We start from the raw sequence: 26,247 nt of genomic DNA on the forward strand, positions 1-26,247 counted from the left end.
TCTTCAAAGGCGGCCAGCTAAACGCTTCAATGAGTTCTGCAATAAGCTGGCTGGGAGTTCGAAGAGGACCGGGCCGTCGGTGTAGAGCAGGCCTGCGCGCACCGCGCGGCCGGGCCAGGTGTCCGAGAGGATGTGCGCATAGGCGGCCATCTGGGCAATATATGACGCATCGACATCCTCCACGCGCGCCGGAGCCGGGCGGTCTGTCTTGTAGTCGATGATGAGGACTTGCGCCTCACTGACGAGGAGGCGGTCGACCCGGCCATTGATGATGGTGGGGCCGGAGGCGGTGTCGATTTCGCCGACAATGGCCGCTTCCGAGCGCCCGCCCGGCGCGAAGACATGGCCGAAATCGGGCGCATTGAGGGCGCCGAGCGTGACGGACAGGATCTCGGCGCGGGCGCTCTCTTCAAGCTCTGCATGGCGGGTCAGCCAGGTGCGGGCGGCAGCTTCGCGGGCATCGGGCGCGAGCTCCGGCAGGTATTGCAACAGGGTGTGGATCAGCTTGCCGCGCTTGAGGGCGGCGGCGCGGGCCGGGCCGAAGGGTTTTGAGACGGGCGCTGTGTCGGTGAGGAGGCGGCTCGGGGCGCGGATACGGGGTGTCGGGCCGGTGCCGGGGGCAGGCTGGCGGGTCCATGCCGGGGCGGGGGCGCGGCCTTCCTGCGCGGTGCTGGCGGGAGCGACGGCGGGCTGGATTTCGCCATAGGTGAGGATTTCGCCCTCTTCCGCGTCCGCGCCGCCGGTGAGGGAGAGCATGCCCTGCCGGCAGAGGGCGTACCAGGAGGTGTCGCTATAGCCTGCGCCGGTCTTTGCGCCGTGATGGGCGCCGGCAATGATGAGCCGGTCTTCGGCGCGTGTGAGCGCGACATAGAGAAGGCGGCGGGACTCGCGGGCCTGCGCGGTCTGGCGGGCAAGGCGGCGCGCGGCGATGACGGGCGGGTCTTCCGAGGCCCGTTTCGAATAGACCGGGATGCCGCCATCCAGCATGAAAAGCCCGTTCGTGTCGGCTTTTTCCGCGCCGGTCGTGTCCGGCAGGATGACGATGGGGGCCTGAAGCCCCTTGGCGCCGTGGACCGTCATGACGCGGATCTCGCCATTGGCCTCGGCAAGGTCGCGTTTGAGCTGGCTGGTGTCGCTCTCGATCTCTGCGAGGAAAAGCTGGAGGCTGGCGGCCTCGCCCATGTCATAGCCAAGCGCGCGGTCGATGAGGGCGCTGACAGGGTCGCGGGCCGGTTCGCCGAGCCGCTGGATCAGCCGGTCCCAGCCGGACAGGCGGTCCTCGCGCCGCAGGGTCAGCGCGCGGGAGAGAAAGTCGAAGGCGGGCAGGTCACGGTGGGCGAGGAGGTCTTCGCAGAAGGCGCGGGCCGGGTCGAAGACGGGATCGGTCGCGGCCTGAAGCCGGTCCCAGAGGCTCTCGCCCTTGCGGCCATGGGCGAGCGGGAAGAGGTGATTGTCGTCGTCGATCAGGCCGCAGAAGGGCCCGCGCAGGATCTCAGCCAGCGTCAGGTCATCGGACGGGAAGAGGGCAAAGCGGATGAGGTTGAGGCAGTCCTGAACACCGATATGGTCGAGCAGGACGAGCCGGTCGGCGCCTGCGACGGGCAGGCGTTCATCCTTGAGGGCGCGGATCAGGGCGTTGAAGAGCGCGCCGCGCTTTCGCACGAGGATGAGGAAGTCTTCGGGGCGGGCGCCTTGCGGTTCTCCCTTGCGCCAGACAGGCTCGCCTTCATCCACCATGCGGCGGATCTCGGCGGCGATCTTCTTGGCGAGCCGGTTCCTGGGGGAGCTCTCGCTGATATGATCGAGCGGCGCGTCCCAGGGGTCGCCTTCCTCTTCCTCGGTGTGCGGTGTGATGGGCCAGAGATCGACGCGGCCGGCCTCATTGCCGCGCCGTGCGACATGGCGAAGCTCATCGGCCTCATCGGGGGGCATGTCGGAGAAAGGGTCGCCTGCGAAACTGTCCTGGTTGAAGACCGCATCGACGAAGCCGAGGACTTCCGGCGTCGAGCGGAAGGACATGGTCATATCCGGCAGATTGGCCTGGCCGTGGCGGGACTCCTCGGCGGCGATGAAGGCCTGTTTCTCCTGCAGGAAGCGTTCGGGATCGGCCCCCTGGAAGGAGTAGATGGACTGTTTCTTGTCCCCGACGGTGAACTGGGTGCGCGGATCGACGGCGCGCTCTGCGCCCATGCCGGCGCGGAATTCGGTGACGAGAGCGTTGATCAGCACCCACTGGCTGGGGCTGGTATCCTGCGCCTCATCAAGCAGGATGTGATTAAGGCCGCCATCAAGCTTGTAGAGCACCCATTCGGCGATGCCGGGGGCCGTGAGCAGGCGCTTTGTACGCTCGATCAGGTCATCGAAGTCGAGCGCGGCGCGGGCGCGTTTGCCACTGGCGTAGCCAGAGAGGACAGGCAGGCCGATATCGATGAGGGCGGCGGTGGTCTCATAGGCGCGGCGGGCCTTGAGGCGTTCGAGCAGATTGCGGATGCGGAAGGCCTCGCTGCCATCGCCATCCTTCATCTGGTAGAGCGCGGCCGCTTCGGTGCAGAGATCACCGATGGCCTTGGTGTAGGGATTGGACTTCTTCCAGTCGCCAGCCTGCGTCAGGAAGAGGCTGCAATAGGTGTCGAACCGGTCCTCTGCTGGACAGGTGGAAAGGCAGTCCACCAGCTTGTCCATGAGGTCGGCGTCGGTCTTTTTCAGGCTGGTTTCGCCTGAGAGGAGCGAGACGATGGCCTGGATGTCGGCGCGGGGCAGGTCGCAGCCCATCGCGTTCTCGACCAGGTCGGCGGCGCTTTCATCCGGGGCGTCCAGCGCGTCCTTGACCTGCGACTTCAGCTCATCAGGGTCGCGGCCGGTGAGGTCTGTGGCGACGCTGCGCAGGGCCGCAAGGATGGCGGCTGCGCCGAGACCGCCGCCGGCTTCCGACAGGGCCGCGAGGGCGTCCGGGTCGGTGTCGGCAGCGCTGAGGATCTCGTCCCGCATGGCGTGCGACCAGAGCTCGTCGGCCTCGCGGTCTTCAATCTCGGTGAAGCCGGGCGAGACGCGGGCCTCCAGCGGAAACCGGCGGAGGATACGCGCGCAGAAGGCGTGGATGGTCTCGATCCGCAGCCCGCCCGGCGTCTCAAGTGCCTGCGCAAACAGGGCGCGGGCGGCATCGAGGTCGCTGGGCTCGTAGCTGCCGGGATCGCGATGTTCGAGGCGGGCAAGTTCGGCGCGAAGCTCCTCATCATTGGCAACCGACCAGCTGCCGAGGGTGCGGAAGAGACGGCCCAGCATCTCGTTCGCGGCGGCCTTGGTATAGGTGACGCAGAGGATCGTGTCCGGGGCTGCGCCGGGGCGTCCGCCATCGCGGCGCAGTAGGAGGCGGGCGACGCGGTCGATGAGGACCTTGGTCTTGCCGGAGCCTGCATGCGCCTCCACCCAGGCTGAGCGGTCCGGCAGGGCGGCATCGGCCTGCGCCTGCTGGGCGCGGACATAGGAGCGGTCGAGCGTATCGGTGTCAGTCATCGCCGCTCTCCGAAATCCATTCATCGCGCCGGGCGAGACGCGCATAGTCAGAGCCGTAGGTCGCCCATTTTGGCCGCGGCATGCTGACATAGGGGTGGGACGGGTCGGCAAAGCGCGCGATGAGGTGGGTGACGCCGTCCCGGGTCTCCTCAATGATCTCTTCGAGCGGCTTTTCAGGCGTAGAACGGCCCGTACCGTCTCCGATGTTGCGCACGGCGAAGGTCGATCCGAAGCGCACATAGGTGAGCGCAGAGACGGTATCGCTGCGCAGCCTCGCGCCCTTGGCTGTTTCGAAGCCATCGCCGAGAGCGATGATGGCTGAAAGCGGCATTTGCGGATTAAGCCCGGCGCGCACCTCCCTTTCGCCGGGCGGGGCGCCGGTCTTGAAGTCGAGAATGGCGATGGAGCCGTCCTGATGGCGCTCCACCCGGTCAGCGTTTGCCGTCACGGTGAAGCGGCCTTCCGGCATGGCGGTCACATCAAGGCCCGTCTGGCCGGAAATCTCTGTGTGAACGCGCCCGGCGATGAGGTGGAGCCGGCCTGCGCGCCAGTCGAGATATTCCGCGGCCACCTTCTTGCGGACGGAAGCGGCGCCGAGGATGACTTCTTCAAGCTCCCCAGCTTCGCGGAGTTCCTGTTCGATGAGGGCGATGAGGCTCTCTGCCGACTTCTCGACGCCCTCATCCTCAAACTTTTCGAGCGCGGCGTGGATGGCGGTACCGCGCGGACGGGCATCGACCGGCATGTCGACCGGGTCCAGAGGATAGAGGCCGAGCACCTGTTGCGCGTAGATCTTGTAGGGGTCGCGGATGAGGTCCTCTATCCGGGTGACCGAGAGCCTGGCCGGCCGTGCTTCCAGAGCGGGCGCGGGGCGCGGCTCAGACGTGTAGCCGTCCGGCAGGGACGGGGCTTCGCGCAGCGCTTCCAGCCAGAGACGCGGATCGCCGCCCTCTACCGGATCGAGTGCGCGCCGGGCGTCCTCTTCCCCGAGGGCGCCGCGCGCAAGCGTGGTCAGACGCCAGATCCAGCGCGAAGCAACGGCGGGCGCATCGTCGCGGCGCCGCGCGCTGATCAGGGTAACGTTCGGCGCGGCCGCCATCTGGGCAAAGTCATGTGCGGAGAGGCCGATCCGTTCATCCGGATCGGCGAGCCCGAGCGTCTTGCGGAAGTTTCGGGGCAGGAAGGCGTCCGGCGGCGGCTGTTTCGGCCAGACATCCTCATTAAGGCCAGCGAGTATCAGCCGGTCAGCGCTTTGCAGACGGGCTTCCAGAGGCCCCCAGATGGCAAGGCGTGGATGGTCTGCGCCAGCTTCGCGGACGCTGATCGTCTGGCAGTGAGCCTTGAACAGCTCTGCCCATATCTCCGCTGGCGCTGGCTCGAGGCTGTCGCAGATGTCGGCAAAGTCTCGCATGGTCGCGGAGAGGGACGCGCCATCCTCACCCGCCCAGGGCAGGGGGGCGTCGCCAAGGTCGGCCATGAGGTCGCTCACCGCTTCGAGGAACTGGCGTCCGGTAACAGGGTCTTCTGGCGCACTCAGCCCCGCCTTTGCCAGCCGGGTCTCAAGATCCGCGACGATACGATGCGCGGGTCCGGCGAAGCGCGGCGGCGTGCGGCCCTTCATCTCTGCCTGATGACGCGCCTCGCGGTCCAGCCGGTCGATATGCGCTTTCAGGCCGTCGAAACCCTCCCAGCGGCGGGGGCCGCGCAGGATGTTGCGTTCAAATGAGTCGAGCCCGGCGAGCGGGGTGACCTGCCTGTGTTTGAGGACCCCCAGCAGGAGGGCCGGATGGGTCGGGTCGCTTGCCCAGTCCATGGTGAGCGCGGCGAGGCTGCCCGCCCGGGTCTGCAGGAGCGGTGTGCCGCCGGACGCCGAAAGGTCGACCCCCCAGTGTTTCATCAGGGAGGAAACGCGGCGCGCCAGCCCGGCATCGGGCGTCACGAGCGCGGCGGTTTCACCGTCGCGCTCAAGTGTTTCGCGCAGCAGGAGCGCCGCGCACCAGGCCTCATCCTGCTCATCGGCGGCGTCGATCAGGGTGAGGCCCGAAAAGCCGTCGCGGGCGAAGTCGGCGCGTGAGCGCGCCCCGGCCAGTTCATCAAGGCGGGTCAGCCAGCCGGCCGTCTCGCTGGCGGGCGCCAGCGCTTCGTGGATGAGCGAACGGCGTGCGCGTGCTTCTGGCGTGTCGGCAAGGCCGGGCCATGGGGCCACCTCGTCGGGCAGATAGCCGAGCCGGTCCAGCGTTCGCGCAAGAGCGGCTTGCGGGTGGCTGGGCGTCTTGACGATCTGCTCCATGGAGGCACGGGTGAGATCCCGGTCGAGGCCGGGAAGGACGATAAGCGCACGCGGCAAATGGAGCGCGGCCGTCATCAGGGCAAATGCGGACGGGTCCGCGCCCGTGGAGCCTGCAATGATGACATCGCCTTTCGGCGGGCGGTCTTTCCAGCTGGCCGCTGTCGCCTCAGCCGCAGCGAGGCGGCGGGCATAGGGGTCCATGCGCTGCTGGTCCTTAAGACTGGCGGGCCAGGCCTCGGTGATGATCTTCAGGAATTCGACCGATTGCTGCCAGTGAATGGCAAGCTGGCGTTCCTCAACCAGGGTGTCGAGGAGGTCCCAGTCGATGCCGCCCGAGAGCGCTGCCTGGTCAAGGAGGCGCGCCAGCTCACCGGCGGCGGCGAGCGCGGAGGCGGGCGGCACGGGAGTGCCCTGCCTCTCATAATAGGCGGAAACGAGGCGCGAGAGCTGGCCGAGGCGTTCTGCGCCCGAGAGGGCAGGCGGCAGGTCTGCGAGCGCCGATTCCACGCCGGGCGGGGGCTCGTCTGTCTCCAGATCACCGAGCGGGCGGATTTCCGGCATGAGAAGCGTCTTGATGCCGGAGGCGCGGTAAATGGCGAGCGCGAGCGCTCGCGCCGACCGGCGGTTGGGGACGTAGATAAGGTCGTCCGCCAGGGCGTCCGGGTGGACGGAGACCTCCTTTTCCGCGACCAGCGCGCGGGCAAGCTCAGCGAGGAAATTTGCACCGGGCGGGATGGTGCGCAGGCGCGGCGCGCCGGGGTCGAACAGGCCGGGCCCGGTCATGCGCCAAAGCACCTCAGCCACATTTCGGCGTCCTTCAGGGCTTTCGGGTCACCGACATGCAGCCAGAAACGGTCCAGCGGCAGGCCATGCATGCGCTTTTTCTCAAGCAGGCCGGACCAGACGCGGAAAGCCGAAAAGGGCTCAGCCGGGTAGGCCGCATAGAGCGAAGGCTTCGCGATGCGGAGGCCCGCATAGGCCCAGGGGGCGGACGGGGCTTCACCGCGATGGGTGATGACACCGTCATCGGAGAGGTGGAAGTCGCCCTTGCCGCCAAAGCCAAGGCAGCGCTCACGGTCTGCCAGAAGCAGGATCTCATCGGCCTTTTCGGGGTCGTAGGCGCCCGCGAGCGCTTTCAGCGGCGCGCCATCGCCTGGCGCCCAGAAGGCGTCGGTGTTGACGACGAAGACAGGATCCTCGCCGAGCAGGCTGGCTGCCTTCGAGATGGCTCCGCCGGTTTCGAGTACTTCGGCGCGCTCATCGGAGAAGATGACTTCAACGCCGCCATAGCCGCGCGCATGGGCCTCGACCGCATCGGCGCACCAGTGCGCGTTTACGACAAGGCGTTTGACGCCGGCCTCGATCAGCGGCTCGATCTGACGGTCCATCAAGGGTTTGCCGGCGACCTCTATGAGGGGTTTGGCCGTGGTTTCAGTCAGTGGCCGCATGCGTGTGCCGAGTCCGGCGGCAAGGACCATGGCGGTGTGGGGAAGGGGCATGCTACGCCTCCTCAAAGATGAAGGGCGCGGTTTCGGCGACGAAGGCGGCCATGCCGGCGGCGGAGGGGTGTTCCAGATTGCGGGCCAGAAGCTGTTTCTGGCGCGGCAGGAAGAGTTTGTAGCGCGCCTTGCCATCACGTTCGATCAGGCGGGCGAAAATGCCGACAATACGCAGGGCGTTGAGCGTGCCGATAATGGCGAGGCGTTCGAGGAAGTCGGCCTCGGACTTGCCGGTCCTGTCGAGATAGGTGCGGATGGCGGTTGCCTGCGCGGCAGGCGAGACAGGCCTGCGGGCGTCCTGGACCAGCATGGCCATGTCCCACGCGTCCCAGCCGACCACGGCATCCTGAAAGTCGAGCAGGCCGATCCGGGCGCGGCCATCCCGCTCTGGCAGCCAGATGAGGTTTTCGGCGTGATAGTCGCGCAGGGTGAGCTCCCGCGGGAAGGCTTCGGCACGCTCAATCAGGGCGGAAAGTTCGCGCTCCCATCTGGCTTCGGCCTTTTCGGTGAGGCGCATGCGCGGGTCGAATTTCGGATACCAGTTGGCGAACAGGCTGGCATTTACATCGAGGGCCAGCGCGTCGAAATCGAGGATGGGCCAGGTGCGGCCGAGGGCATGAAGCTCTCGCGGGGTGTCGAGGGCGTGAAGGTCGGCAAGGGCGCTGGCCGCGGCGGTGTAAAGTTCGACTTCATCGGCGCCCTTTTCGATGAGGCGGGCAAACTCTTTCTGGGAGCCGAAATCCTCGATGATGGCGAGGCCGAAATCCGGGTCGCCGGCCATGATCTCCGGCGCGCTGAAGCCGTGCTCGCGCAGCCAGCCCGCAAGCGCGGCATAGGCTTCGACGCGCGAGGCGGCGAGGCGGGACTGTTTGTTCCAGCCGCCGGCGAGGCGTTCCTCCTCGCTCATATCGGGCGTGCACGGATCATCCTCGACCAGAGGGGCGTCCATGAGGAGGGCGGTCTGGCTGTCGGCGCGGGTCAGGCGGCCATAGCGGCGGGTCGAGGCGTCGGCATTCAGCCAGTCGAGACGCGCATCGGCCCAGCCGGTGCGGGTGAGAAAGGCCTCGATCTCGGCCTGCCTGTCAGCATCAAATCCCATGGAGCCGAGCCTGCCAGTCTTCGCCCTGCGGTTCCAGCCTCGCTGTGCGCCCATCGGCGGTTTGCTCCAGGGTGAGATCAAGCCGCCAGACGGGCAGGTGATCGCCAGCCTTGAGCGGCCATTCGATGAGCGCGAGACCCGAAGCGGTCTCGTCCCAGCCAAGCTCCCTGACTTCATCGGGGTCTTCCAGCCGGTAGAGGTCAAAATGATAGATGGTGAGCGGGCCGGCCTCATAGGTCTGGACGAGCGTATAGGTGGGACTTGGGACTTCGGTGGTGACGCCTCGCAGAGCCGAAATGAGCGCCCGCGCGAAGGTCGTCTTGCCCGCGCCGAGCCCGCCATGAAGGGCGAGCACGTCGCCGGCCTGCAGGTGAGGGGCGAGACGCTGGGCGAGCCGGGCGGTGGCGGCCTCATCGGCGAGGTGAAACTCGAGCAGGTCGGCCATCAGAGCGCATCCAGCGTGTGTTTCACCGCCTCAAGCAGGGCGTCTGTCGGCTCACAACCTGCCGAAAGGCGGACATAGCCGGCCGGGACGTCGTCGCCCCAACGGCCGCGGCGTTCGGCGCTGGTCTGGATGCCGCCAAAGCTGGTCGCATGGAAGATGGCGGGGCAGTCATCGATGAAGCGTTCGGCGGTCGCCTCGCTGGCAAAGGTCGCGCCGACAATGAAGCCGGGGCGGGTCATCTGTTTTGAGGCGATTGCGTGTGACGGGTCGTCCGGCAGGCCCGGATAGCGCACCGCCTCCACGGCGGCGTGGCCGTGAAAGAGACCGGCGAGCGCGCCGGCATTGGCGCACATGCGTTCGAGGCGAAGCTCCAGCGTCATCAGGCCGCGATAGGCGAGATAGGATTCGGCCGGGCCGGGCGTTGCGCCGGAGAGCTTGCGCCATTGGCGCACGCGCTCGATCAGGGCGTCATCCTTCGCGGCGACATGGCCGAACAGGACGTCGGAATGACCGGCCAGCGCCTTGGTGTCGGACGCGACGACCATGTCCGCGCCGAGCGCGAGCGGGTCCTGCAGGAGCGGTGTCGCGCTGGTATTGTCGACGCAGACCTTTGCGCCGGTTCGGTGAGCGCGGGTGCAGATACCGGCGATGTCGCAGACATCGAGGCCGGGATTGGATGGGGTTTCGAGCCAGATGAGATCAAAGCCGGAGAGGTCATGCGCGTCCATCTCCCGCGTGGGCACGTAGACAACCTCGATGCCATGCTGACGCAGGAAATCTTCGATCAGCACACGGACGGTGTAATAGCCGTCTGACGGCATCAGGATGCGGCTGCCGGGTCCTGCGAGCGCCATGAGGGCGGCGGTGATGGCCGCCATGCCGCTCGGGAAGCTGATAACAGGCGCGTTTTCAAGCGCGCCGATGGCGGTTTCGACGGCCTGCCAGCCCGGATTGTCATAGCGGCCATAGACGAAGGGATGGTCCGGTGCGCCGGGCAGGGCGTATTTGGAAGCGTTGACGATGGGCGGGGTCAGGCTGTCGCCCTTTGCCAGTTTGCGGGCACGCCCATGCAGCATGTCGAGAACGCGGCGCGTGGTCTGATGGTCTTTTGAGGACATGGATCGGGGCTCCGGGAGAAGATGCAGCGTCGAAACAGCGATAGCGTGACCAAAAGCCCTCTTCAAATTGGTTTGCAGTTCAGGCTAAAAGGGCTGCGAATACAAAGATGCACAAGCTGCCCGTAGGGAAATGTCTGCGGTGACTTGAAAAATCGTGACGCCTGCGTCATGAAACGCAAAAATGGGAGGGAGCTGACATGGACCTGTCGGCCGCACAGAAAATTGTCATCATTGGCGGAGGACAGGCTGGTGCTCAGGTGGTTCAGTCGCTGCGCCAGTTCGGCTATGAGGGCGATCTTGTTCTGGTCGGTGACGAGGCCGCGCTTCCCTATCAGCGCCCACCGCTCTCCAAGGCCTATATGAAGGGCGAGCTTGGCGAGGACCGGCTCTATTTCAAACCCGCCGCCTGGTATGAGGACAACAAGGTCGAGACGCTGCTGTCCCAGCGCGTGGAAAAGATCGACCGGGCCCGTCGCCAGGTCACGCTCGAGCATGGCGGGCATCTCGATTATGACGCGCTGATCATTGCGACGGGGTCGCGCCCGCGTCCCCTGCCGGTCGAAGGCGCCGATCTTGAAAACGTGTTTGACCTGCGCGGCCTGGCCGACGTCGAGCATATCCAGCCGAAGATGATCCCCGGCCACAGGCTGGTCATTGTGGGGGCGGGCTATATCGGGCTCGAGGCGGCCGCCGTTGCGCGCCAGCTCGGCCTGGAAGTGAGGGTGCTCGAAATGGAGCAGCGCGCGCTCGCCCGTGTCACCAGCCCGGTGATCAGCTCCTTCTATGAGGCGCTCCATATGGAGCATGGCGTCGATGTGCGCTGCGGCGCGCGCCTTGCCCGCCTGAAGGGCGAGGATGGCAAGCTGACCCATGCGGTGCTGGCCTCCGGTGAGGAGATCGAGGCCGACATGGTGCTCGCCGGGATCGGTATCGTTCCGAATGTGGAGCTGGCCGAAGATGCCGGCCTGCCGGTCAAGAACGGGATCATCGTCGATGAGGATGCCCGCACCAGCGATCCGCGCATCTTTGCCGCCGGGGACTGTACGGTCCGCCCGCTCGCCCACTATGCCCGCACCGGGCGGCTGGAAAGCGTCCACAATGCCATAGAGCAGGGCAAGCTGGCGGCGGCGGCGATCATGGGCAAGCCGCGCCCGGCGCTGGACTGCCCGTGGTTCTGGTCCGACCAGTACGACATCAAGCTGCAGATTGCCGGCCTCTCCATGGGGTATGACGAGATCGTCGTGCGCGGCGATATCGAGGCGAAGAAATTTGCCGCTTTCTATCTGAAAAACGGGCTGTTGATCGCCGTGGATGCGATCAACAGCCCGCCGGAATTCATTGCATCGAAACGTTTGATCATGTCTGGTGCCTCCGTTGCGTCCGAGACGCTCAAGGATACGTCCATCAGCATGAAGGAAATCGCGGCCCAGGCCGCCTGAGGAGACAGGGAAACACCATGCCGACCATTACCTATATCGATCACGACGGAACAGAACGCCCGATCGAGGCCAAGAATGGCGAGACCGTCATGGAGACGGCGATCAAGAATTCGGTCCCCGGCATCGACGCAGATTGCGGCGGCGCCTGTGCCTGCGCGACCTGCCACGTCTATGTCGACGAAGCATATATGGAGAAGGTTGGCCAGCCGGAAGAGATGGAGCAATCCATGCTCGATTTTGCCGAGAACGTTCAGGCCAATTCGCGCCTCTCCTGCCAGATCCAGGTTTCCGATGAGCTGGACGGCCTGCGCGTGACAACGCCGGAAAGCCAGCACTAAGGCTGAGGCAGTGCTTTATAGCGAGCTCATTGCCGGGCTGAAGCGCGGCGTGAACGGGCGCATCGAGGCGACCATTCCGGAAGACTGGATGCAGGGACGCACCACCTATGGTGGGCTGACGGCTGCGCTCTGTCTGGAATCGGCGATGGAGCTCGTGCCGGACATGCCGATCCGCGCCGCGCAGGTGGCCTTTGTCGGCCCGGTTGGCGGTGATGTTGTCATCTCGCCAACGCTGCTGCGCCAGGGCAAATCCTCTGCCTTTGTGAATGCAGACCTTGTCAGCGAAGACGGCGTCATGGCGCGCTGTATCTTTACCTTCGGGGCCAAACGCCCATCGAAGCTGGACCAGGCCTCACGCGAATGGCCGCAGGTGAAGGGGCCCGACGACTACCCGTCCTTTTTCGGCTCGGGCCGCCGGCCGAACTTCGCCAATCATTTCAATGTGCGGCTGGCCGAGGGTCAGCCCCCGGTAAGCGGGGCCGAGCGCGGCGACATCACCCTCTGGCTGCGCCACAAGGATGAGGGCGCGCTCTATAATCCGACGACGCTTCTTTCCATTGCGGATGCCCCGCCGCCAGCAGCGATGTCGATGATGACAGAGCCGGGGCCAATCAGTTCCATGACCTGGATGGCCGAATTTCTCACCGACGACATCGTGACGACAGAGGGCTGGTTCCTCGTCCATCATGAAGCGCAGGCGACCAGGGACGGCTATTCCAGCCAGTCCATGCGGATGTGGAATGCGGACGGGCAGCCGATGATGATCGGCCGCCAGACCATTGCGGTCTTTGCCTGACCTTTCCCGGTCCGAAAGCCCGCGGGCTTAGCCTCGATCAAGACATCCACAGAAACCGGCGCGTGGCGGCGGGCGTTGGTCGCACAAGACCATCCCCTGACGATGCAAGGAGCATTCGCGCCATGAGCAAGCCCATCAAGAATCAATACGAGATGCGCGACCCGCGGACGCAGTATCCAAAGCCGCCCTTTCCGCGCCAGCCCCAGCCCAAGCCGGGGATCGAAGCGAAAATGGACCCGCAGCCCGATCATGGGGAAGAGAGCTATAAGGGATCCGGCCGGCTGGAAGAGCGCAAGGCCGTTATAACGGGCGGCGATTCCGGCATTGGCCGCGCGGTCGCGATTGCGTTCATCCGCGAGGGCGCAGAGGTCACGGTGAATTACCTGCCATCCGAAGAGCCCGATGCCCGTGCGCTGGAAGCCCTGGTCAAGGACGAGGGCGGCAGGATCCATCTGATGCCCGGTGACCTCAAGGAAGAAGCGTTCTGTACCGACCTCATAGGGGAGGCCGTCAAGAAGATGGGCGGCCTCGACATCCTGGTGAATAATGCCGGCAAACAGGTTTTCCAGACCGATATCGAGGATATCAGCAGCGAACAGTTCGACGCGACCATGAAGACGAATGTCTATGCGATGTTCTGGCTCTGCAAGGCAGCGCTCAAGGTGATGCCGGCAGGCGGTTCGATCATCAATGTGACGTCGATACAGGGCTTTGACCCTTCACCGCAGCTCCTGGACTATGCGACCACCAAATATGCGATCCGTGGTTTTACCGAAGGCCTTGCACAGGTCGCCATGGACAAGGGTGTGCGCGTGAACGCCATCGCCCCCGGCCCGTTCTGGACCGTGCTGCAGCCGTCCGGTGGCCAGCCGCAGGAGAAGGTGGAGCAGTTTGGCGGCAATACGCCAATGGGACGGCCGGGTCAGCCAGCCGAGATCGCCCCGGCCTTTGTCTATCTGGCGAGCCAGGAATCGAGCTTTGTGAGCGGTGAGATTATCGGCCTGACCGATGGGCGGCCGATATATTAATCGCGCAGGCTCAATCTGCGCCTTGGGACACGGTCGCAACGACCTTGGTATAGGTGCGCCCGTCAGGCGTCTGCCCCTCTACAGGGGCGGTCAGGTCGAGCTTCGTGCCGTCAGCGGCGACAAGCACGCGGTGGATCGAAGCTCCATCTGCGGGATTGTCTGCGTCGATTTCGGTGAATCCGTTCGCCTTGGCGGTCTTTGCCGTGACCTCAATGGTCGTGTCCATGGGCAGGCCGACAGCGACAGCCTCGCACGTCGTATAAGGATCGAGCTGTACCTGAACGAGGCCCTCGGCCAGCTGCCAGATCGGCAAGCCATCTCTTGAGACGACTGGATATTTGTTGTCAGCAAGGGCGCGCAGGGGGCTCGCATTCTTCATCTCGAAATCTGCGAAAGCCTCTTCATTCTGGATGGCGGGCACGCAATGGGCGATGACGGCGTCGGCAAAGGCCTTGTAGCCGATCCCCTCCTCGACATAGGCACCAGGCCGGTAAAGGTCGCGTTCTTCCTGCGGCACGCAGGCAGCGGCGATCATGCCAGCAGAGGCGATGAGGATGATGGATTTCGTTTTCATGGCGTATGCCCTCCCGATCAGCCGGTTCAGTATGACCCAGGAGCGCGAAAAGAAAAGAGCCGCCCCGGATTGTCCGGCGCGGCTCTTGGAAAAAACTCTATATCGGGAAGCGCTAGTGAGCGAGCGCGGCGCGAAGATCGCTCAGATAGTCGATCTGGGCTTTCAGTGTGGCTTCGTGCGGTCCGTCCTTGCCTTCGGCGGAAAGCTTGTTGCGGACTTCTTCCAGCTCGGCGTTAACCTGCGCAGAGTCGACAGAGGCAAGATCGACGGCCTCTTCGGCAAGGATGGTGAGGCCGGCTGGTGTGACATCCGCAAAGCCGCCGCGAACGAACAGGCGCATCTTTGTCTGGTCATTCTCCAGAACGCGGACGATGCCGTTCTTGAGCGTCGTCATGAAGGGCGCGTGGTTGGCGAGGACGCCGAACTCACCCTCTGTGCCGGGGGCGATCACATGGTCAACCTCACCGGAGAAAAGCTCCTTGGCGGGCGAGACGAGAGAGAAGTGAAGTTTAGCGGCCATAGCTGGCAATTCCCTGTATCTTCATCCTTCGGCAGGCCCGCGATGAGGCCGGCGAAGCCCCGGACCTGTCAGAAACGGCCTCACCCTGAGCCTGTCAAAGGGTGAGGCCACTGAAAGGCGCTCTATGCGTCTTCCATCATCTTTTCGGCCTTCTTCTTGGCCTGTTCGATATTGCCGACCATGTAGAAAGCCTGCTCTGGCATATGGTCATAGTCGCCGGCGATGAGGCCCTTGAAGCCCTGGATCGTGTCCTCGAGCTTGACCTGCTCACCCGGGCTGCCGGTGAAGACTTCAGCAACGTCAAACGGCTGCGACAGGAAGCGCTCGACCTTACGGGCGCGGGCGACGACCAGTTTGTCTTCTTCAGAAAGCTCGTCCATGCCGAGGATGGCGATGATGTCCTGAAGTTCCTTGTAGCGCTGCAGGATCTCCTGCACGCCGCGGGCGACGTCGTAATGCTCCTGGCCGACCGTGATCGGGTCAAGGATACGCGAGGTGGAGTCGAGCGGGTCGACGGCCGGGTAGATACCCTTTTCCGAAATGGCGCGGTTGAGAACCGTCGTGGCGTCAAGGTGCGCGAACGAGGTGGCAGGCGCCGGGTCGGTAAGGTCGTCAGCCGGAACGTAGATGGCCTGGACCGAGGTGATCGAACCCTTGTTTGTGGAGGTAATACGCTCCTGCAACTGGCCCATGTCGGTTGCCAGCGTTGGCTGGTAGCCCACAGCGGACGGGATACGGCCGAGAAGTGCGGACACCTCAGAACCTGCCTGCGTGAAGCGGAAGATGTTGTCGACGAAGAAGAGGACGTCCTTACCTTCCTGGTCGCGGAAATACTCCGCCTGGGTAAGGCCGGTCAGCGCGACGCGGGCACGCGCGCCCGGAGGTTCGTTCATCTGGCCGTAGACCAGGGTCACGCGGCTGTCGCCGTCGAGATCGATCACGTTGGATTCGATCATTTCGTAATAGAGGTCGTTACCTTCGCGCGTGCGCTCGCCGACACCGGCAAACACCGAATAGCCGCCGAACAGCTTGGCGATGTTGTTGATCAGTTCCTGAATGAGAACCGTCTTGCCAACGCCTGCGCCGCCGAAGAGGCCGATCTTGCCGCCTTTTGCGTAAGGGCAGAGAAGGTCGATGACCTTGATGCCGGTGACGAGGATTTCAGCCTCGGTCGACTGGTCAACGAATTCAGGGGCCGGCGCGTGGATCGGGGCGCGGGTCTTGGTTTCGACCGGGCCGCGCTCATCGATCGGCTCACCGATGACGTTCATGATACGGCCGAGCGTTTCGGGACCAACCGGCACGCGGATCGGCTCACCAAGGTCTTTCACCGGGTGGCCGCGCACGAGACCCTCGGTGGAGTCCATGGCGATGGTGCGGACAGTGTTCTCACCGAGGTGCTGGGCGACCTCGAGGACGAGGCGGTTGCCGTTATTGTCGGTTTCCAGCGCGTTCAGGATGTCTGGAAGGTGGCCATCGAACTCAACGTCGACGACAGCGCCGATAACCTGTGAAATCTTGCCTGTTGCGGCGGATGCAGAGCTGCTCATGGAAGGCGTCTCCTTGGGAGCGGATGTCGTTTTGGTCTTTGTGGAAGCTGGCTTTTTGGGTGCCGCCGGCTTAGGGGCAGTATCCTTTTTGGCGGCTGCGGCAATTGCCGGGGCGACGTCGGCCACCTTGATGCCGCGCCGCTCGCGGGCCTGGGCCGGCTTGCAGACGCCGCAGTCGCGGGTGTCCTTCTGGCCCAGCAACCCGGCAGTCTTTTCAGCCTCAGCATAGGTCTTGAAGGGGCCGTGCCATTTGTCGTCGTCATTGCTCTGGTCGCCGCCGACGCCCTGGCCGTGATTGCAATACCGGCAGTCGGCCGCGTGAACCCGGGCGCGCTTGTTTGAAAAGTGTTCGTAGACCCAGAAATTCATCGTTTCGTCCCTTAGAGGGCCTCCGCACCGGAGATGATCTCGATCAGCTCCTTGGTGATCTGGGCCTGACGGGCCCGGTTATATTCCATCGACAGGTCGTCGATCATTTCACCGGCATTGCGCGTCGCATTGTCCATCGCGGTCATGCGGGCGGCCTGTTCACCTGCGCCGCTTTCCAGCATGGCGGAGATGATCTGGGTGTTGATGTAGCGCGGCAGGAGCGTTTCGAGGATCTCTTCCTGCGAAGGCTCATAGATATAGGTGGCGCCCTTGAGGTCGATGGTCTCTGCGTCCTCGGGCGCCTGGGCCGGAATGAGCTGCTGGGAGACAGGCACCTGGCTGAGCACGTTCTTGAACTGGCTATAGACCAGCGTCGCCACGTCGAACTCACCGTCATCGAAACGGCCAGTGATTTCCTTGCCGAGGCCGATGCCCGCGTCGGAATAGTCATTGCCCTTGACGTTGGACAGGTCGAGGTGACCGACGAAGAGCTCGCTATATTCGCGCTTCAGCTGCTCACGGCCCTTCTTGCCGACCGTGAAAATCTTCACCGTCTTGCCTTCGCCCGTAAGCGCCGCGATGAGGCGGCGGGCTTCCTTGACGACATAGGTGTTGAAGCCACCGGCCAGACCGCGCTCGGAGGTCAGTACGATGACCAGATGCGTCTGGTCGCTGCCCGTGCCGGAGAGGAGTTTCGGCCCGGTGGAGCCTTCACCCATGGAGCCGGCAAGGTTGGCGACCACGCTGGCCATGCGCTGGGCATAGGGGCGCGAGGCTGCAGCGGCTTCCTGGGCGCGCTTCAGCTTGGCCGCAGCAACCATCTGCATGGCCTTGGTGATCTTCCGCGTGGATTTCACGCTGTTGATCCGGTTTTTCAGATCCTTGAGGCTGGGCATCGCTCAGCTCCTGATAGCGTGGACTCTTAGGCGAACGACTTGGCGAAGTCTTCGAGCGTGGACTTGATCTCGCTCTCGATCTCGTCGGTCATCGCCTTTTCCTTGCGGATCTTGGCGAGCAGGTCCTTCTTGGCACCGCGCAGGTGGGCCAGAAGCTCCTTCTCGAAGCGGGTGACATCGCGGACCGGAACATTGTCGAGATAGCCGCGGGTACCGGCATAGATCACGACGACCTGTTCTTCCATCTGCAGCGGCGAGAATTGCGGCTGCTTGAGAAGCTCGGTCAGGCGCTCACCGCGGCCGAGAAGGCGCTGGGTGGCGGCATCGAGGTCGGAGCCGAACTTCGCAAAGGCGGCCATCTCGCGGTACTGAGCGAGCTCACCCTTCATCGAGCCGGCAACTTTCTTCATCGCCTTGGTCTGGGCCGCAGAACCCACACGTGACACCGAGAGGCCGACGTTCACGGCCGGACGGATACCGGAGTTGAAGAGGTCCGTCTCAAGGAAGATCTGACCGTCGGTAATCGAGATGACGTTTGTCGGGATATAGGCCGACACGTCGTTCGCCTGGGTCTCAATGATTGGCAGGGCGGTCAGTGAGCCAGAACCATGGTTCTCGTTCAGCTTGGCTGCGCGCTCGAGCAGGCGGGAGTGGAGATAGAAAACGTCGCCCGGATAGGCTTCACGGCCCGGCGGACGGCGAAGGAGCAGGGACATCTGGCGGTAAGCAACGGCCTGCTTGGAGAGGTCATCATAGATGATGAGGGCGTGCATGCCATTGTCGCGGAACCACTCGCCGATCGTGCAGCCGGTGAACGGCGCAAGATACTGAAGCGGAGCCGGCTCGGACGCCGTTGCGGTCACGATGACGGTGTAGTCGAGGGCGCCGCGCTCTTCGAGCGTCTTGACGACCTGGGCAACCGTGGAGCGCTTCTGGCCGATGGCGACATAGACGCAGAACAGCTTCTCGCTGTCGTCCTTGGCAGCATCGTTCGTCTGTTTCTGGTTGAGGATGGTGTCGATACAGATCGCGGTCTTGCCGGTCTGACGGTCACCAATGATCAGCTCGCGCTGGCCGCGGCCAACCGGGATCATGGCGTCGATGGCCTTGAGGCCGGTCATCATCGGCTCGTGCACGGACTTGCGCGGCAGGATGCCCGGCGCTTTCACGTCAACACGGTTACGGTCTGCGACGTCGGTGATGGCACCCTTGCCGTCAATCGGCTCACCCAGCGGGTTCACGACGCGGCCGAGAAGACCCTTGCCGACCGGTGCGGCCACAATCTCGTTCAGGCGCTTGACGTTGTCGCCTTCCTTGATGCCGCGGTCGTCGCCGAAGATCACGACGCCGACATTGTCGGATTCAAGGTTGAGGGCCATGCCTTTGACGCCGCCGTCGAATTCGACGGTTTCGCCAGCCTGGACGTTGTCGAGGCCATAGACGCGGGCAATACCGTCACCGACGGACAGGACCTGTCCAACGTCGGAGACCTCAGCCTCGACACCAAAATTTTCGATCTGGGATTTCAGGATGCCTGAAATTTCTGCAGCGCTGATGTCCATCGAGCCTCTAAGCTCCCTTCATGGCGGTGTTCATACGTTCAAGTTTCGAGGCGACGCTCGCATCGACAAGAGTGGAGCCGACGCGCAGCTGAATGCCGCCGATCAGGGCTGGAACCACTTCTGTGTCAAGTTCGACGTCGCTGCCTACAGCTTTTGCCAGCACGGCTTCAAGCTTCTGGCGCTGTTCTGCGGTCATTTCTTCTGCGGTCCGGGCGAGCGCCCGCTTCACGCCGCGATGCTTTGCATAAAGCTCATCGAAATGGCTCGCAGCGCCCGGAATGTCGCTGGAGCGGCCATTCGTGGCCATCGTGGCAAGGAAGTTTGAGACCAGCGTCGAAAGTTTCGCGGCCTTGGCCACCGACTGGAGCGCGCGTGCTTTTTCCTCACGGGAAAATGCGGGCGATTCCAGAAGACGGCGAAGGTCTTCGCTGTCTGCGGCCATGGCGGAAACGCTCTTCAGGTCGGTGTCGACCGTTGCAAGCTCACCTTTATCCTTGGCGAGATCGAACAGAGCGCTCGCATAGCGGCGCGCAGTTTCATTGGCATGGGAGGCGGAAGATGCGGCCAAGACCTGATTCCGTCTGTTGGCGGGCGGATGCCCGGAAGTGAAACATAAGAGTATGGGCCGGCAGGCGATGCCCCAGCCCAATGCTTGTGAGGGCGCTTAGCACTTCGTTTCGGCACTGACAACGTGGCTGCAGCGGTTGAATTGCGACCGATTGGCACGATGGGCTGTCAAAGCGCCGTCTGCGGGGCTTTTGGGGTGGGCGTCCGCCAGACGCGATCGGGCGGAATTAGCTGCTGCTGCCTCCCCCGCCCTGGGGCGCGGGCGCTGCTGGTGCCGCTGGCTTCGCAGCGATGGCGACGGGTATCTGAATTGGAATGCCGGATGGAGAGGCCTTTCGTCCATGATGTTTGGAATAGACATCCTAAAGAAAGGAATAGGGATCGATATCTGCCGATATTCTCACCGGGTTTGGAAGTTTCAGGCCTTTCAGCCAAGCGGCCATATAGGCTGAAAGATCCACATCGCGCGGACTGGTGACGAGGAAACGGATCCGGTGGCGCCCGCGCAGCAGGGATATGGGCGCTGGCGCCGGGCCGTAGACGGTGACCCCTTCGCCATTCGGGGCAGCTGCCCCCGTCAGGCGGCCTGCCTCTTCAATGAGGTCCGGCGTGGGGGCAGACAGGACAAGCGCGGCCATGCGTCCAAAGGGCGGCAGCATCAGCTCGGCGCGCACATCGCGCTCGATCTGAAGAAAGCCGTCGCGGTCCCCGGCGGCGAGGGCGATCATGGCCGGGTTTTCCGGGCCATAGGTCTGGATCAGGGCGCGGCCGGGCCGTTCGGCGCGCCCGGCGCGGCCTGCGACCTGGCTGAGGAGCTGATAGGTCCGCTCCCCGGCGCGAAGGTCTCCGCCTTTCATGCCGCTGTCGGCATCGACCACGCCAACCAGGGTGAGGTTCGGGAAATTGTGGCCCTTGGCGACGATCTGCGTGCCGATCAGCACATCGATTTCGCCTGCAGCCATGCGGTCGACAATGCCGCGTGTCTCTTCGCCGGACCGGGCGGTGTCGGAGGAGAAAATTTCCACCCGCGCCTGCGGCAGCAGCACGCGGACTTCTTCGGCCACGCGCTCCACGCCGGGGCCGACGCCCATCAGCGAATCCTTTGCGCCGCACATCGGGCAGGCTTCGGGCTTTGGCATCGACCAGCCGGTCAGGTGGCAGACGAGACGGTTGGTATAGCGGTGCTCTGTCAGCCAGCTTTCGGTGCCAGGGCTTTTCAGCCGCTCGCCGCACGCCTTGCATATGACGAGAGGGGCATAGCCGCGCCGGTTGAGGAAAAGCAGGCTTTGCTCACCGGCCTCGAAGGTCGAGACAAGCGCGTTGGAGAGGGTAGGCGAGAGCCAGTTGCCTTTCTCGGGCGGGTCGAGACGCAGATCAACGAGTTCGATGTCCGGCAGTCGGGCCGCCCCCGGACGGGCAGAGAGTTTGAGGCGCTGATAACGGCCCTGTTCAGCGTTCACCATTGTCTCCAGCGCGGGCGTGGCGGAGGCGAGGATGATGGCCGCGTCTTCGAGCTTTGCCCGCATCACGCCCATGTCGCGGGCATGATAGGTGACGCCGTCTTCCTGTTTGAAACTCGTATCGTGCTCCTCATCCACGATGATGAGTTTGAGGTTGCGGAAAGGCAGGAACAGCGCAGAGCGCGCGCCGATCACGATGCGGGCGCGGCCATGCGCCGTCTCGCGCCAGGTGCGCCGGCGTTCGGCGTCGCTGAGGCCCGAATGCCAGGGGGCGGGCGGGGCGCCAAAGCGGGCCTCGAAGCGGGCGAGCACGGCCTGGGTCAGTGCGATTTCCGGCAGCAGGACGAGGACCTGCGCGTCACCGGCTTTTTGCAGGGCTTCGGCGATGGCCTCGAAATAGACTTCCGTCTTGCCGGAGCCTGTGATGCCATCGAGCAGGAAGGGCTGGAAGCCGCCCCTGGCGATGGCGCGGCGAAGCTCATCGCCTGCGGTTTTCTGCTCACCGGTGAGGTGGTCGCCGCCCTCAAACCGGGTCGGCTGGGGGTAGGGAAGGTCGGTCTCGACCTCGCGGGCCTCCAATGAGCCGATGTCGACAAGGCCCTTCACCACGCCGGGCGAGACGCCCGCCTGGCGGGCAAGCTCTGCGGCGCTCGTTGGCCCGGCCTCTCGCGCGGCATCGAGGACTTTGACGCGCGCCTCGGTCATCCTGTTGGAGCGGTGGCCGGTCGGTTCATAGACAGTGGCCGTGGGGGAGGGTTTCAGTCCGCCGCGTGCGCGCAGCACCATGGCGAGGACGTGGCCGGGATGAGCAACATTGTAGCGGGCGGCAAAGCTCACGAATTTGCGCATCGGTGCAGGCATGGGCGGCACGGGGAAGACGTCGAGGACGGGTTTCAGGTCACGCGTATCGTCTGGCGCCTTTTCCTTGACGGCCCAGACGACGCCCGTGCGTTCGATCTTGCCGAGCGGCGCGCGTACATAGCTGCCCGCTTCGACGTCCAGGCCATCGGGAATGGCATAGTCGAAGGGCTCGGGCAGGGGCAGCGGGAAGAGGATGCTGGCGATCTTCATCGGCTACGGGTTTAGTCCCCCCGGCCGAATGCGTCACGCGCGTGATTCATGCGGGAGGCTTTTGCTTCACAGGGTTCGACTTCGCTCCCCATGTCGTGCCTCAGCAGATTCCGGGCAGTCGGCAGCGGGCGTCTGCTAAACACCCCCTTAACCCTGCGCCATGACACTACCGTCTCATGGAGATTCTCGGTGCCTTCCTCGACCATATCGCGCGCGAACGGCGCCTCGCTGCCAATACGGTGGAGGCCTATGGCCATGACCTGCGGAGCTTCTTCGTCTTTCTGGAGGATCATCTGGGTGAGCCGGTTGCCATCAAGGTGTTCCGCCACCTTCATGCGAGCGACATCCGTGCCTTTCTCGCAAAGCGCCGGCGTGAGGGCCTGTCGGATACGTCGGTGGCGCGGGTGCTTTCAGCGATAAAGACCTTCTATCACTGGCTGGACGACCATCACGGGATCGACAATCCGGAGATCGCCTTCCTCAAAGGACCAAAGCGCCAGTCGCGTCTGCCACGTCCTGTGTCTGTGGCGGCCGCGCGTGACATGATCGAAACGGCCGAGGCAAACGCCATGGAGCCATGGGTGGCGGCGCGCGATGCGGCTGTCCTGACGCTGCTCTATGGGGCGGGCCTGCGGATTTCAGAGGCGCTCAGCCTCAATGGCGACATGGTGCCCGCGCCGGAACGGCTGCGGATACAGGGCAAGGGCGGCAAGATCCGGCTTGTCCCGTTGATCCCGGCGGTGCGCCGCGCGCTGGATGAGTATGCGCGGCTTTGCCCCTACCGGCTGACCGTGGAGACTCCGCTTTTTTATGGGGTGCGCGGCAAGCGGCTGCAGCCGGCGATCGTGCAGCGGGGCGTGCAGGTGCTGCGCGGCGCGCTGGGCCTGCCGGGGACGGCGACGCCGCACGCGCTGCGCCATGCCTTTGCGACCCATCTTTTGTCGGCGGGCGCAGACCTGCGCGCTATACAGACGCTTCTGGGACATGCGAGCCTCTCGACCACCCAGGTCTATACGGGCGTGGATTCCGAGCGTCTGAGGGCCGTTGTGGCAAGCGCCCATCCGCGTGGCTGAAACCATCCGGCCGCAGGGCGGTTAGTTTCTCATGCCGAGCAAGCAGGAACTGGCTGAAGAACGCACCGATTATGCCGAGGACCGCACGATCCTCGCCAATGAGCGCACCTTTGCCGGGTGGATCCGCACGGGCGTCGCATCAGCCGCGCTGGGGCTTGGGTTTCAGGCGATCTTCCGTGCCGTCGAACCGACATGGGTCGCCAAGCTGGGCGCAACAGTTTTCATCCTGATCGCCATAGCGGTCTTCTATCTTGCCTATCGTAAATCCTGCCAGCTTGCCCGGCGCATGGACGCGCACACGGCTGAGCCGCTCTCGCATATCGAGTTTGGGACCATCACGCTCCTGTTCAGCGCGGGCACGCTGGCTCTGGGCGTGCTGCTCTGGTTTATCTGACGCCATGCGAGATTGACGTCCGGCGCCAATCTCGAAACAACCGGGCATGCCGGTCTGGATCCCGATCACCTTTGCTGCGGCCTTTGCGCAGAATCTGCGGTCCCTCCTGCAGAAGAAGCTGCGCGACAGTCTGAGCGTTTGGGGGGCGACGGCGGCACGCTTCGTCTTTGCCGCCCCTCTGGCTGTCATCGTGGCGCTAGCGGCATGGGGCGCTGGGGCGCTTCGCTGCAGAGTCCAGGGCCAGCCTTCCTTGGTCTGATGGTGGCAGGCGGGCTCGCGCAGATCATTGCAACGGGCTGCATGATCCACCTGTTTTCGTTCCGCAATTTTGCCGTCGGAACCGCGTTCACAAAGACAGAAGCCCTGCAGACAGCCCTGTTTGGCCTTATCCTTCTGGGCGAGACGCTGAATATCTATGCGCTTGCGGCCATCATGGCGGGGCTTGCCGGCGTGTTGCTGATCTCGCTGCCGCCAGAAAGCAAGGGGACGCGCCTCAAGGTCGACGGGCGGATCATTTACGGCTTGTTGTCTGGCGGGCTGTTTGGCCTGTCCGCCGTCTGCTTTCGCGGTGCATCGCTCACCCTTGGCAACGGCCCGGCCTTTGTCCGTGCGAGTATTACGCTTGGCTGCGTGCTTGTCTTTCAGGCCATCGCCATCGGCATGTGGCTCAGATTTCGGGAGCCGGGAGAACTGAAGCGAATGTTCACGGCATGGAGAATCACGGGGCTGGTCGGCCTTGCCGGTGTAAGTGCGTCGCTTTGCTGGTTCACGGCCATGGCGATGGTCAATGCAGCCTTGGTGCGGGCTATCGGTCAGGTTGAGATCATTTTTACCGTCGCAACATCCTGGTTTTTCTTCAGGGAGACGATCAGCGCGAGAGAATTTACAGGCCTCGGTATTCTGACACTAAGCATCGTCGCACTGATCCTGCTTGCCTGACCCTATTTCTTCATGAAGGCGCTGATGCGCGCCTGCATGTCGGGGCCAACGCCCTCGTTTTCCATGATCTCCCACTGAAGGCCGGCATCCATCTTGTCGGCGTCGGTGGCTTCCAGAAGGCGTTTGTTGGCGGCGTGACTGAAGGGGGAGTTCTCGAGGATCTTGCGGGCGAAGGCTTCGAGATCCGCTTCGAAACTCTCATCGGCAAAGACGGCCTCGCAGAGGCCCATACGCAGGGCCTCGTCAGACTTCACGGTTTCTGCGGTGAACATGAGGCATTTGGCAGTCGCGATCCCCACCCGGCGCGGCAGGCGCTGGCTCATCCCCCAGATCGGGGTGAGCGCCCATTTGGCGTGCGTGTCGGCAAACTTCGCCGACTGGGCCGCTAGGATGAAGTCGGCGGCCAGCGCGACTTCCAGCGCGCCGGTATAGCAGTGGCCATGGACGCCCGCGATGACGGGCTTTGGCAGCTTCTCCATCAGGCGGAGAGTCTCTGAATGCCAGCCGCGGGACGGGACGGCCTCGCCTTCTGCAATGTCGTCAAGATCGTGACCGGCGGAGAAACATTTGCCAGCGCCCTTCAGGATGACGCAGCCCACGCTCTCATCCTTGTAAAGGTCCTGCACATGGGCCCGCAGCTCCCTGAACATGTCGACCGTCAGCGCATTCAGCTTGTCCGGCCGGTTCAGGGTGAGCCAGCAAAGCCCGTTGTCATCCTTGCGCGTGACGAGATCGCCCATATCCGTTTCTCCCTCGGTTTATGGAAAGGAGCTTAGGGCGGGCCGTTCTGGCTTTAAATGCTGACGCGCGGTCAGGTGGGGCAAGGACTAGTCCGGTCTTTCCATGCCAAAGCGGTTTGCAAAGATGCTGTCGAGCCAGCGCTTGGGAATATGGGTGGGGATGGTCCAGTTGGTGAACTTGTCCGGCACAGGCGCATAGCGTGCCTTCGGACTGGAATCGGTGAGCGCGGTCTCAATGATCTCGGCGACCCGTTCCGGCGGCAGGCCTTCGCGCCCGCCTTTCAGCATCGTTTCGGAAAACTTTCTGATCGGCTCCGCCCAGGCGGAGTTGGCGTAGGGCTGATCTTCATTCTTGTCCTCGGCCTTGTCCCAGATCGGCGTCTTCACAGAACCCGGACCGATGGCGATGGCGTCGATCCCATAGATGACAAGCTCACGCCGGAAACTGTCTGTCATGCTTTCGACGGCATGTTTGGTGGCGGTGTAGGCGCCAAGGAAGGGCGCGGCGATCCGCCCGCCAAGCGAGGTGATGTTGACGATCCGGCCGGGATCGCCTGTGCGGTTGCGGTCCATGCCGAGAAGCGGAAGGAAGCCCTGGGTGGCGCTCAGCGTGCCGAAGACATTGACTTCAAAATGCGCCTTGAACTCATCGGCCGGCTGAAGGGCCAGCGGGCCCATGCTTGCAATGCCTGCATTGTTGACCAGTCCGGCGAGTTTCGCGCCGCCAAGCGTATCGGAGACTTTGGCGATGGCAGCCTCAATATCCTCTGCCTTGGTGACGTCCAGCATCAGCGGTTCGATGGCTGGGTCTGCCTTTTTGAGCGTGTCTGCGTCTTCCTGTTTGCGCACGCCGGCAAAGACCTTCCAGCCCTTCGCGGCAAGGCGCTCGGCGGTCGTCCGGCCGATGCCGGTCGATGCGCCTGTAATAACGACAGTTTTCATTCCTGTGCTCCATTCGCGGACGGTC

At 64.1% G+C, this 26,247-nt stretch carries 22 protein-coding genes; 7 read left to right on the forward strand and 15 right to left on the reverse strand.

The window, feature by feature from the left end:
• Positions 1 to 3 precede the first annotated feature (3 nt).
• Genes addA through ABNU55_RS04940 form a run of 6 tightly spaced genes read right to left on the reverse strand, consistent with a single transcriptional unit; the run spans position 4 to position 9,964 of the window.
• A complete protein-coding gene (gene addA / locus ABNU55_RS04915; RefSeq protein WP_348764247.1) occupies positions 4 to 3,513 on the reverse strand; it encodes a double-strand break repair helicase AddA in 3,510 nt (1,169 codons plus the stop codon).
• Positions 3,506 to 6,607, reverse strand: coding sequence for a double-strand break repair protein AddB (addB, locus tag ABNU55_RS04920; RefSeq protein ID WP_290753407.1), 3,102 nt, complete (start codon positions 6,605 to 6,607; stop codon positions 3,506 to 3,508). Before addB ends, addA begins: the two co-directional genes overlap by 8 nt.
• Entirely contained in the window at positions 6,583 to 7,302 is a 720-nt protein-coding gene (locus ABNU55_RS04925; protein ID WP_290753409.1) for a nucleotidyltransferase family protein, read from the reverse strand. The genes addB and ABNU55_RS04925 overlap by 25 nt, the downstream gene beginning before the upstream one ends.
• A 1-nt stretch (position 7,303) precedes the next feature.
• Positions 7,304 to 8,401 carry a phosphotransferase gene (locus ABNU55_RS04930; RefSeq protein WP_290753412.1) on the reverse strand — a complete coding sequence of 366 codons (1,098 nt, stop codon included), beginning with the start codon at positions 8,399 to 8,401 and terminating at the stop codon, positions 7,304 to 7,306.
• Positions 8,391 to 8,846 carry a tRNA (adenosine(37)-N6)-threonylcarbamoyltransferase complex ATPase subunit type 1 TsaE gene (tsaE, locus tag ABNU55_RS04935; protein WP_290753415.1) on the reverse strand — a complete coding sequence of 152 codons (456 nt, stop codon included), beginning with the start codon at positions 8,844 to 8,846 and terminating at the stop codon, positions 8,391 to 8,393. Before tsaE ends, ABNU55_RS04930 begins: the two co-directional genes overlap by 11 nt.
• Positions 8,846 to 9,964 carry a cystathionine gamma-lyase gene (locus ABNU55_RS04940; protein WP_290753418.1) on the reverse strand — a complete coding sequence of 373 codons (1,119 nt, stop codon included), beginning with the start codon at positions 9,962 to 9,964 and terminating at the stop codon, positions 8,846 to 8,848. The genes tsaE and ABNU55_RS04940 overlap by 1 nt, the downstream gene beginning before the upstream one ends.
• A 197-nt stretch (positions 9,965 to 10,161) precedes the next feature.
• Between ABNU55_RS04940 and ABNU55_RS04945 the strand changes: the two genes are divergently transcribed.
• The 4 genes from ABNU55_RS04945 to ABNU55_RS04960 all read left to right on the forward strand — a co-directional run bounded on the left by ABNU55_RS04945 (position 10,162) and on the right by ABNU55_RS04960 (position 13,565).
• A complete protein-coding gene (locus ABNU55_RS04945) occupies positions 10,162 to 11,403 on the forward strand; it encodes an FAD-dependent oxidoreductase (RefSeq protein WP_290753421.1) in 1,242 nt (413 codons plus the stop codon).
• A gap of 17 nt (positions 11,404 to 11,420) precedes the next feature.
• Positions 11,421 to 11,741 (forward strand): 2Fe-2S iron-sulfur cluster-binding protein, encoded by a 321-nt coding sequence (locus tag ABNU55_RS04950; protein ID WP_290753424.1) that lies wholly within the window; start codon positions 11,421 to 11,423, stop codon positions 11,739 to 11,741.
• Between the two features lie 10 nt (positions 11,742 to 11,751).
• Positions 11,752 to 12,537 carry a thioesterase family protein gene (locus tag ABNU55_RS04955; RefSeq protein WP_290753427.1) on the forward strand — a complete coding sequence of 262 codons (786 nt, stop codon included), beginning with the start codon at positions 11,752 to 11,754 and terminating at the stop codon, positions 12,535 to 12,537.
• A gap of 122 nt (positions 12,538 to 12,659) precedes the next feature.
• Positions 12,660 to 13,565: an SDR family oxidoreductase gene (locus tag ABNU55_RS04960; RefSeq protein WP_290753430.1), complete on the forward strand. Its 906-nt coding sequence runs from the start codon at positions 12,660 to 12,662 to the stop codon at positions 13,563 to 13,565.
• 10 nt (positions 13,566 to 13,575) lie between these two features.
• On the opposite strand, the gene ABNU55_RS04965 is transcribed toward ABNU55_RS04960, so the two are convergent.
• The 7 genes from ABNU55_RS04965 to ABNU55_RS04995 form a co-directional block, all read right to left on the reverse strand.
• On the reverse strand, positions 13,576 to 14,139 hold the full coding sequence (locus ABNU55_RS04965; RefSeq protein ID WP_290753432.1) for a hypothetical protein: 564 nt from the start codon (positions 14,137 to 14,139) through the stop codon (positions 13,576 to 13,578).
• Positions 14,140 to 14,251: 112 nt separating this feature from the next.
• A complete protein-coding gene (locus ABNU55_RS04970; RefSeq protein ID WP_290753435.1) occupies positions 14,252 to 14,659 on the reverse strand; it encodes a F0F1 ATP synthase subunit epsilon in 408 nt (135 codons plus the stop codon).
• A gap of 122 nt (positions 14,660 to 14,781) precedes the next feature.
• The gene (gene atpD / locus ABNU55_RS04975) at positions 14,782 to 16,209 is read right to left on the reverse strand and encodes a F0F1 ATP synthase subunit beta (RefSeq protein ID WP_348764262.1); all 1,428 of its coding nucleotides are present in this window, start codon (positions 16,207 to 16,209) and stop codon (positions 14,782 to 14,784) included.
• A 380-nt stretch (positions 16,210 to 16,589) separates the two neighbouring features.
• Complete coding sequence (locus ABNU55_RS04980; RefSeq protein WP_290753441.1) at positions 16,590 to 17,474, reverse strand: F0F1 ATP synthase subunit gamma; 885 nt, start codon at positions 17,472 to 17,474, stop codon at positions 16,590 to 16,592.
• A 26-nt stretch (positions 17,475 to 17,500) separates the two neighbouring features.
• Positions 17,501 to 19,036: a F0F1 ATP synthase subunit alpha gene (atpA, locus tag ABNU55_RS04985; RefSeq protein WP_290753443.1), complete on the reverse strand. Its 1,536-nt coding sequence runs from the start codon at positions 19,034 to 19,036 to the stop codon at positions 17,501 to 17,503.
• 7 nt (positions 19,037 to 19,043) lie between these two features.
• Positions 19,044 to 19,604: an ATP synthase F1 subunit delta gene (gene atpH / locus ABNU55_RS04990; protein WP_290753446.1), complete on the reverse strand. Its 561-nt coding sequence runs from the start codon at positions 19,602 to 19,604 to the stop codon at positions 19,044 to 19,046.
• Positions 19,605 to 19,965: 361 nt separating this feature from the next.
• Positions 19,966 to 22,134: a primosomal protein N' gene (locus tag ABNU55_RS04995; protein WP_290753449.1), complete on the reverse strand. Its 2,169-nt coding sequence runs from the start codon at positions 22,132 to 22,134 to the stop codon at positions 19,966 to 19,968.
• Positions 22,135 to 22,310: 176 nt separating this feature from the next.
• On the opposite strand from ABNU55_RS04995, the gene ABNU55_RS05000 reads away from it, so the two are divergent.
• The 3 genes from ABNU55_RS05000 (at position 22,311) to ABNU55_RS05010 (ending at position 24,540) form a co-directional block, all read left to right on the forward strand.
• A complete protein-coding gene (locus ABNU55_RS05000) occupies positions 22,311 to 23,207 on the forward strand; it encodes a tyrosine recombinase XerC (RefSeq protein WP_290753452.1) in 897 nt (298 codons plus the stop codon).
• A gap of 31 nt (positions 23,208 to 23,238) precedes the next feature.
• Positions 23,239 to 23,601: a DUF202 domain-containing protein gene (locus ABNU55_RS05005; protein ID WP_290753455.1), complete on the forward strand. Its 363-nt coding sequence runs from the start codon at positions 23,239 to 23,241 to the stop codon at positions 23,599 to 23,601.
• Positions 23,602 to 23,805: 204 nt separating this feature from the next.
• Positions 23,806 to 24,540 (forward strand): DMT family transporter, encoded by a 735-nt coding sequence (locus tag ABNU55_RS05010; protein ID WP_290753458.1) that lies wholly within the window; start codon positions 23,806 to 23,808, stop codon positions 24,538 to 24,540.
• 2 nt (positions 24,541 to 24,542) lie between these two features.
• Here ABNU55_RS05010 and ABNU55_RS05015 read toward each other — a convergent pair whose 3' ends face one another.
• Both ABNU55_RS05015 and ABNU55_RS05020 read right to left on the reverse strand, forming a co-directional pair.
• Positions 24,543 to 25,280, reverse strand: coding sequence for an enoyl-CoA hydratase/isomerase family protein (locus ABNU55_RS05015; RefSeq protein ID WP_290753460.1), 738 nt, complete (start codon positions 25,278 to 25,280; stop codon positions 24,543 to 24,545).
• 87 nt (positions 25,281 to 25,367) lie between these two features.
• Positions 25,368 to 26,222, reverse strand: coding sequence for an SDR family oxidoreductase (locus ABNU55_RS05020; RefSeq protein WP_290753462.1), 855 nt, complete (start codon positions 26,220 to 26,222; stop codon positions 25,368 to 25,370).
• Positions 26,223 to 26,247 lie beyond the last annotated feature (25 nt).

This window comes from uncultured Henriciella sp., from assembly GCF_964005855.1.
Taxonomy (GTDB): Bacteria; Pseudomonadota; Alphaproteobacteria; order Caulobacterales; family Hyphomonadaceae; genus Henriciella.

Bases quoted from the DNA above. Each gene is read 5' to 3' on its own strand.
- addA (WP_348764247.1), bottom strand. From the start codon at position 3,513: ATGACTGACACCGATACGCTCGACCGCTCCTATGTCCGCGCCCAGCAG.
- ABNU55_RS04925 (WP_290753409.1), bottom strand. From the start codon at position 7,302: ATGCCCCTTCCCCACACCGCCATGGTCCTTGCCGCCGGACTCGGCACA.
- ABNU55_RS04930 (WP_290753412.1), bottom strand. From the start codon at position 8,401: ATGGGATTTGATGCTGACAGGCAGGCCGAGATCGAGGCCTTTCTCACC.
- tsaE (WP_290753415.1), bottom strand. From the start codon at position 8,846: ATGGCCGACCTGCTCGAGTTTCACCTCGCCGATGAGGCCGCCACCGCC.
- ABNU55_RS04940 (WP_290753418.1), bottom strand. From the start codon at position 9,964: ATGTCCTCAAAAGACCATCAGACCACGCGCCGCGTTCTCGACATGCTG.
- ABNU55_RS04945 (WP_290753421.1), top strand. From the start codon at position 10,162: ATGGACCTGTCGGCCGCACAGAAAATTGTCATCATTGGCGGAGGACAG.
- ABNU55_RS04950 (WP_290753424.1), top strand. From the start codon at position 11,421: ATGCCGACCATTACCTATATCGATCACGACGGAACAGAACGCCCGATC.
- ABNU55_RS04960 (WP_290753430.1), top strand. From the start codon at position 12,660: ATGAGCAAGCCCATCAAGAATCAATACGAGATGCGCGACCCGCGGACG.
- ABNU55_RS04965 (WP_290753432.1), bottom strand. From the start codon at position 14,139: ATGAAAACGAAATCCATCATCCTCATCGCCTCTGCTGGCATGATCGCC.
- ABNU55_RS04970 (WP_290753435.1), bottom strand. From the start codon at position 14,659: ATGGCCGCTAAACTTCACTTCTCTCTCGTCTCGCCCGCCAAGGAGCTT.
- atpD (WP_348764262.1), bottom strand. From the start codon at position 16,209: ATGAGCAGCTCTGCATCCGCCGCAACAGGCAAGATTTCACAGGTTATC.
- ABNU55_RS04980 (WP_290753441.1), bottom strand. From the start codon at position 17,474: ATGCCCAGCCTCAAGGATCTGAAAAACCGGATCAACAGCGTGAAATCC.
- atpA (WP_290753443.1), bottom strand. From the start codon at position 19,036: ATGGACATCAGCGCTGCAGAAATTTCAGGCATCCTGAAATCCCAGATC.
- ABNU55_RS04995 (WP_290753449.1), bottom strand. From the start codon at position 22,134: ATGAAGATCGCCAGCATCCTCTTCCCGCTGCCCCTGCCCGAGCCCTTC.
- ABNU55_RS05000 (WP_290753452.1), top strand. From the start codon at position 22,311: ATGGAGATTCTCGGTGCCTTCCTCGACCATATCGCGCGCGAACGGCGC.
- ABNU55_RS05005 (WP_290753455.1), top strand. From the start codon at position 23,239: ATGCCGAGCAAGCAGGAACTGGCTGAAGAACGCACCGATTATGCCGAG.
- ABNU55_RS05010 (WP_290753458.1), top strand. From the start codon at position 23,806: ATGGGGCGCTGGGGCGCTTCGCTGCAGAGTCCAGGGCCAGCCTTCCTT.
- ABNU55_RS05015 (WP_290753460.1), bottom strand. From the start codon at position 25,280: ATGGGCGATCTCGTCACGCGCAAGGATGACAACGGGCTTTGCTGGCTC.
- ABNU55_RS05020 (WP_290753462.1), bottom strand. From the start codon at position 26,222: ATGAAAACTGTCGTTATTACAGGCGCATCGACCGGCATCGGCCGGACG.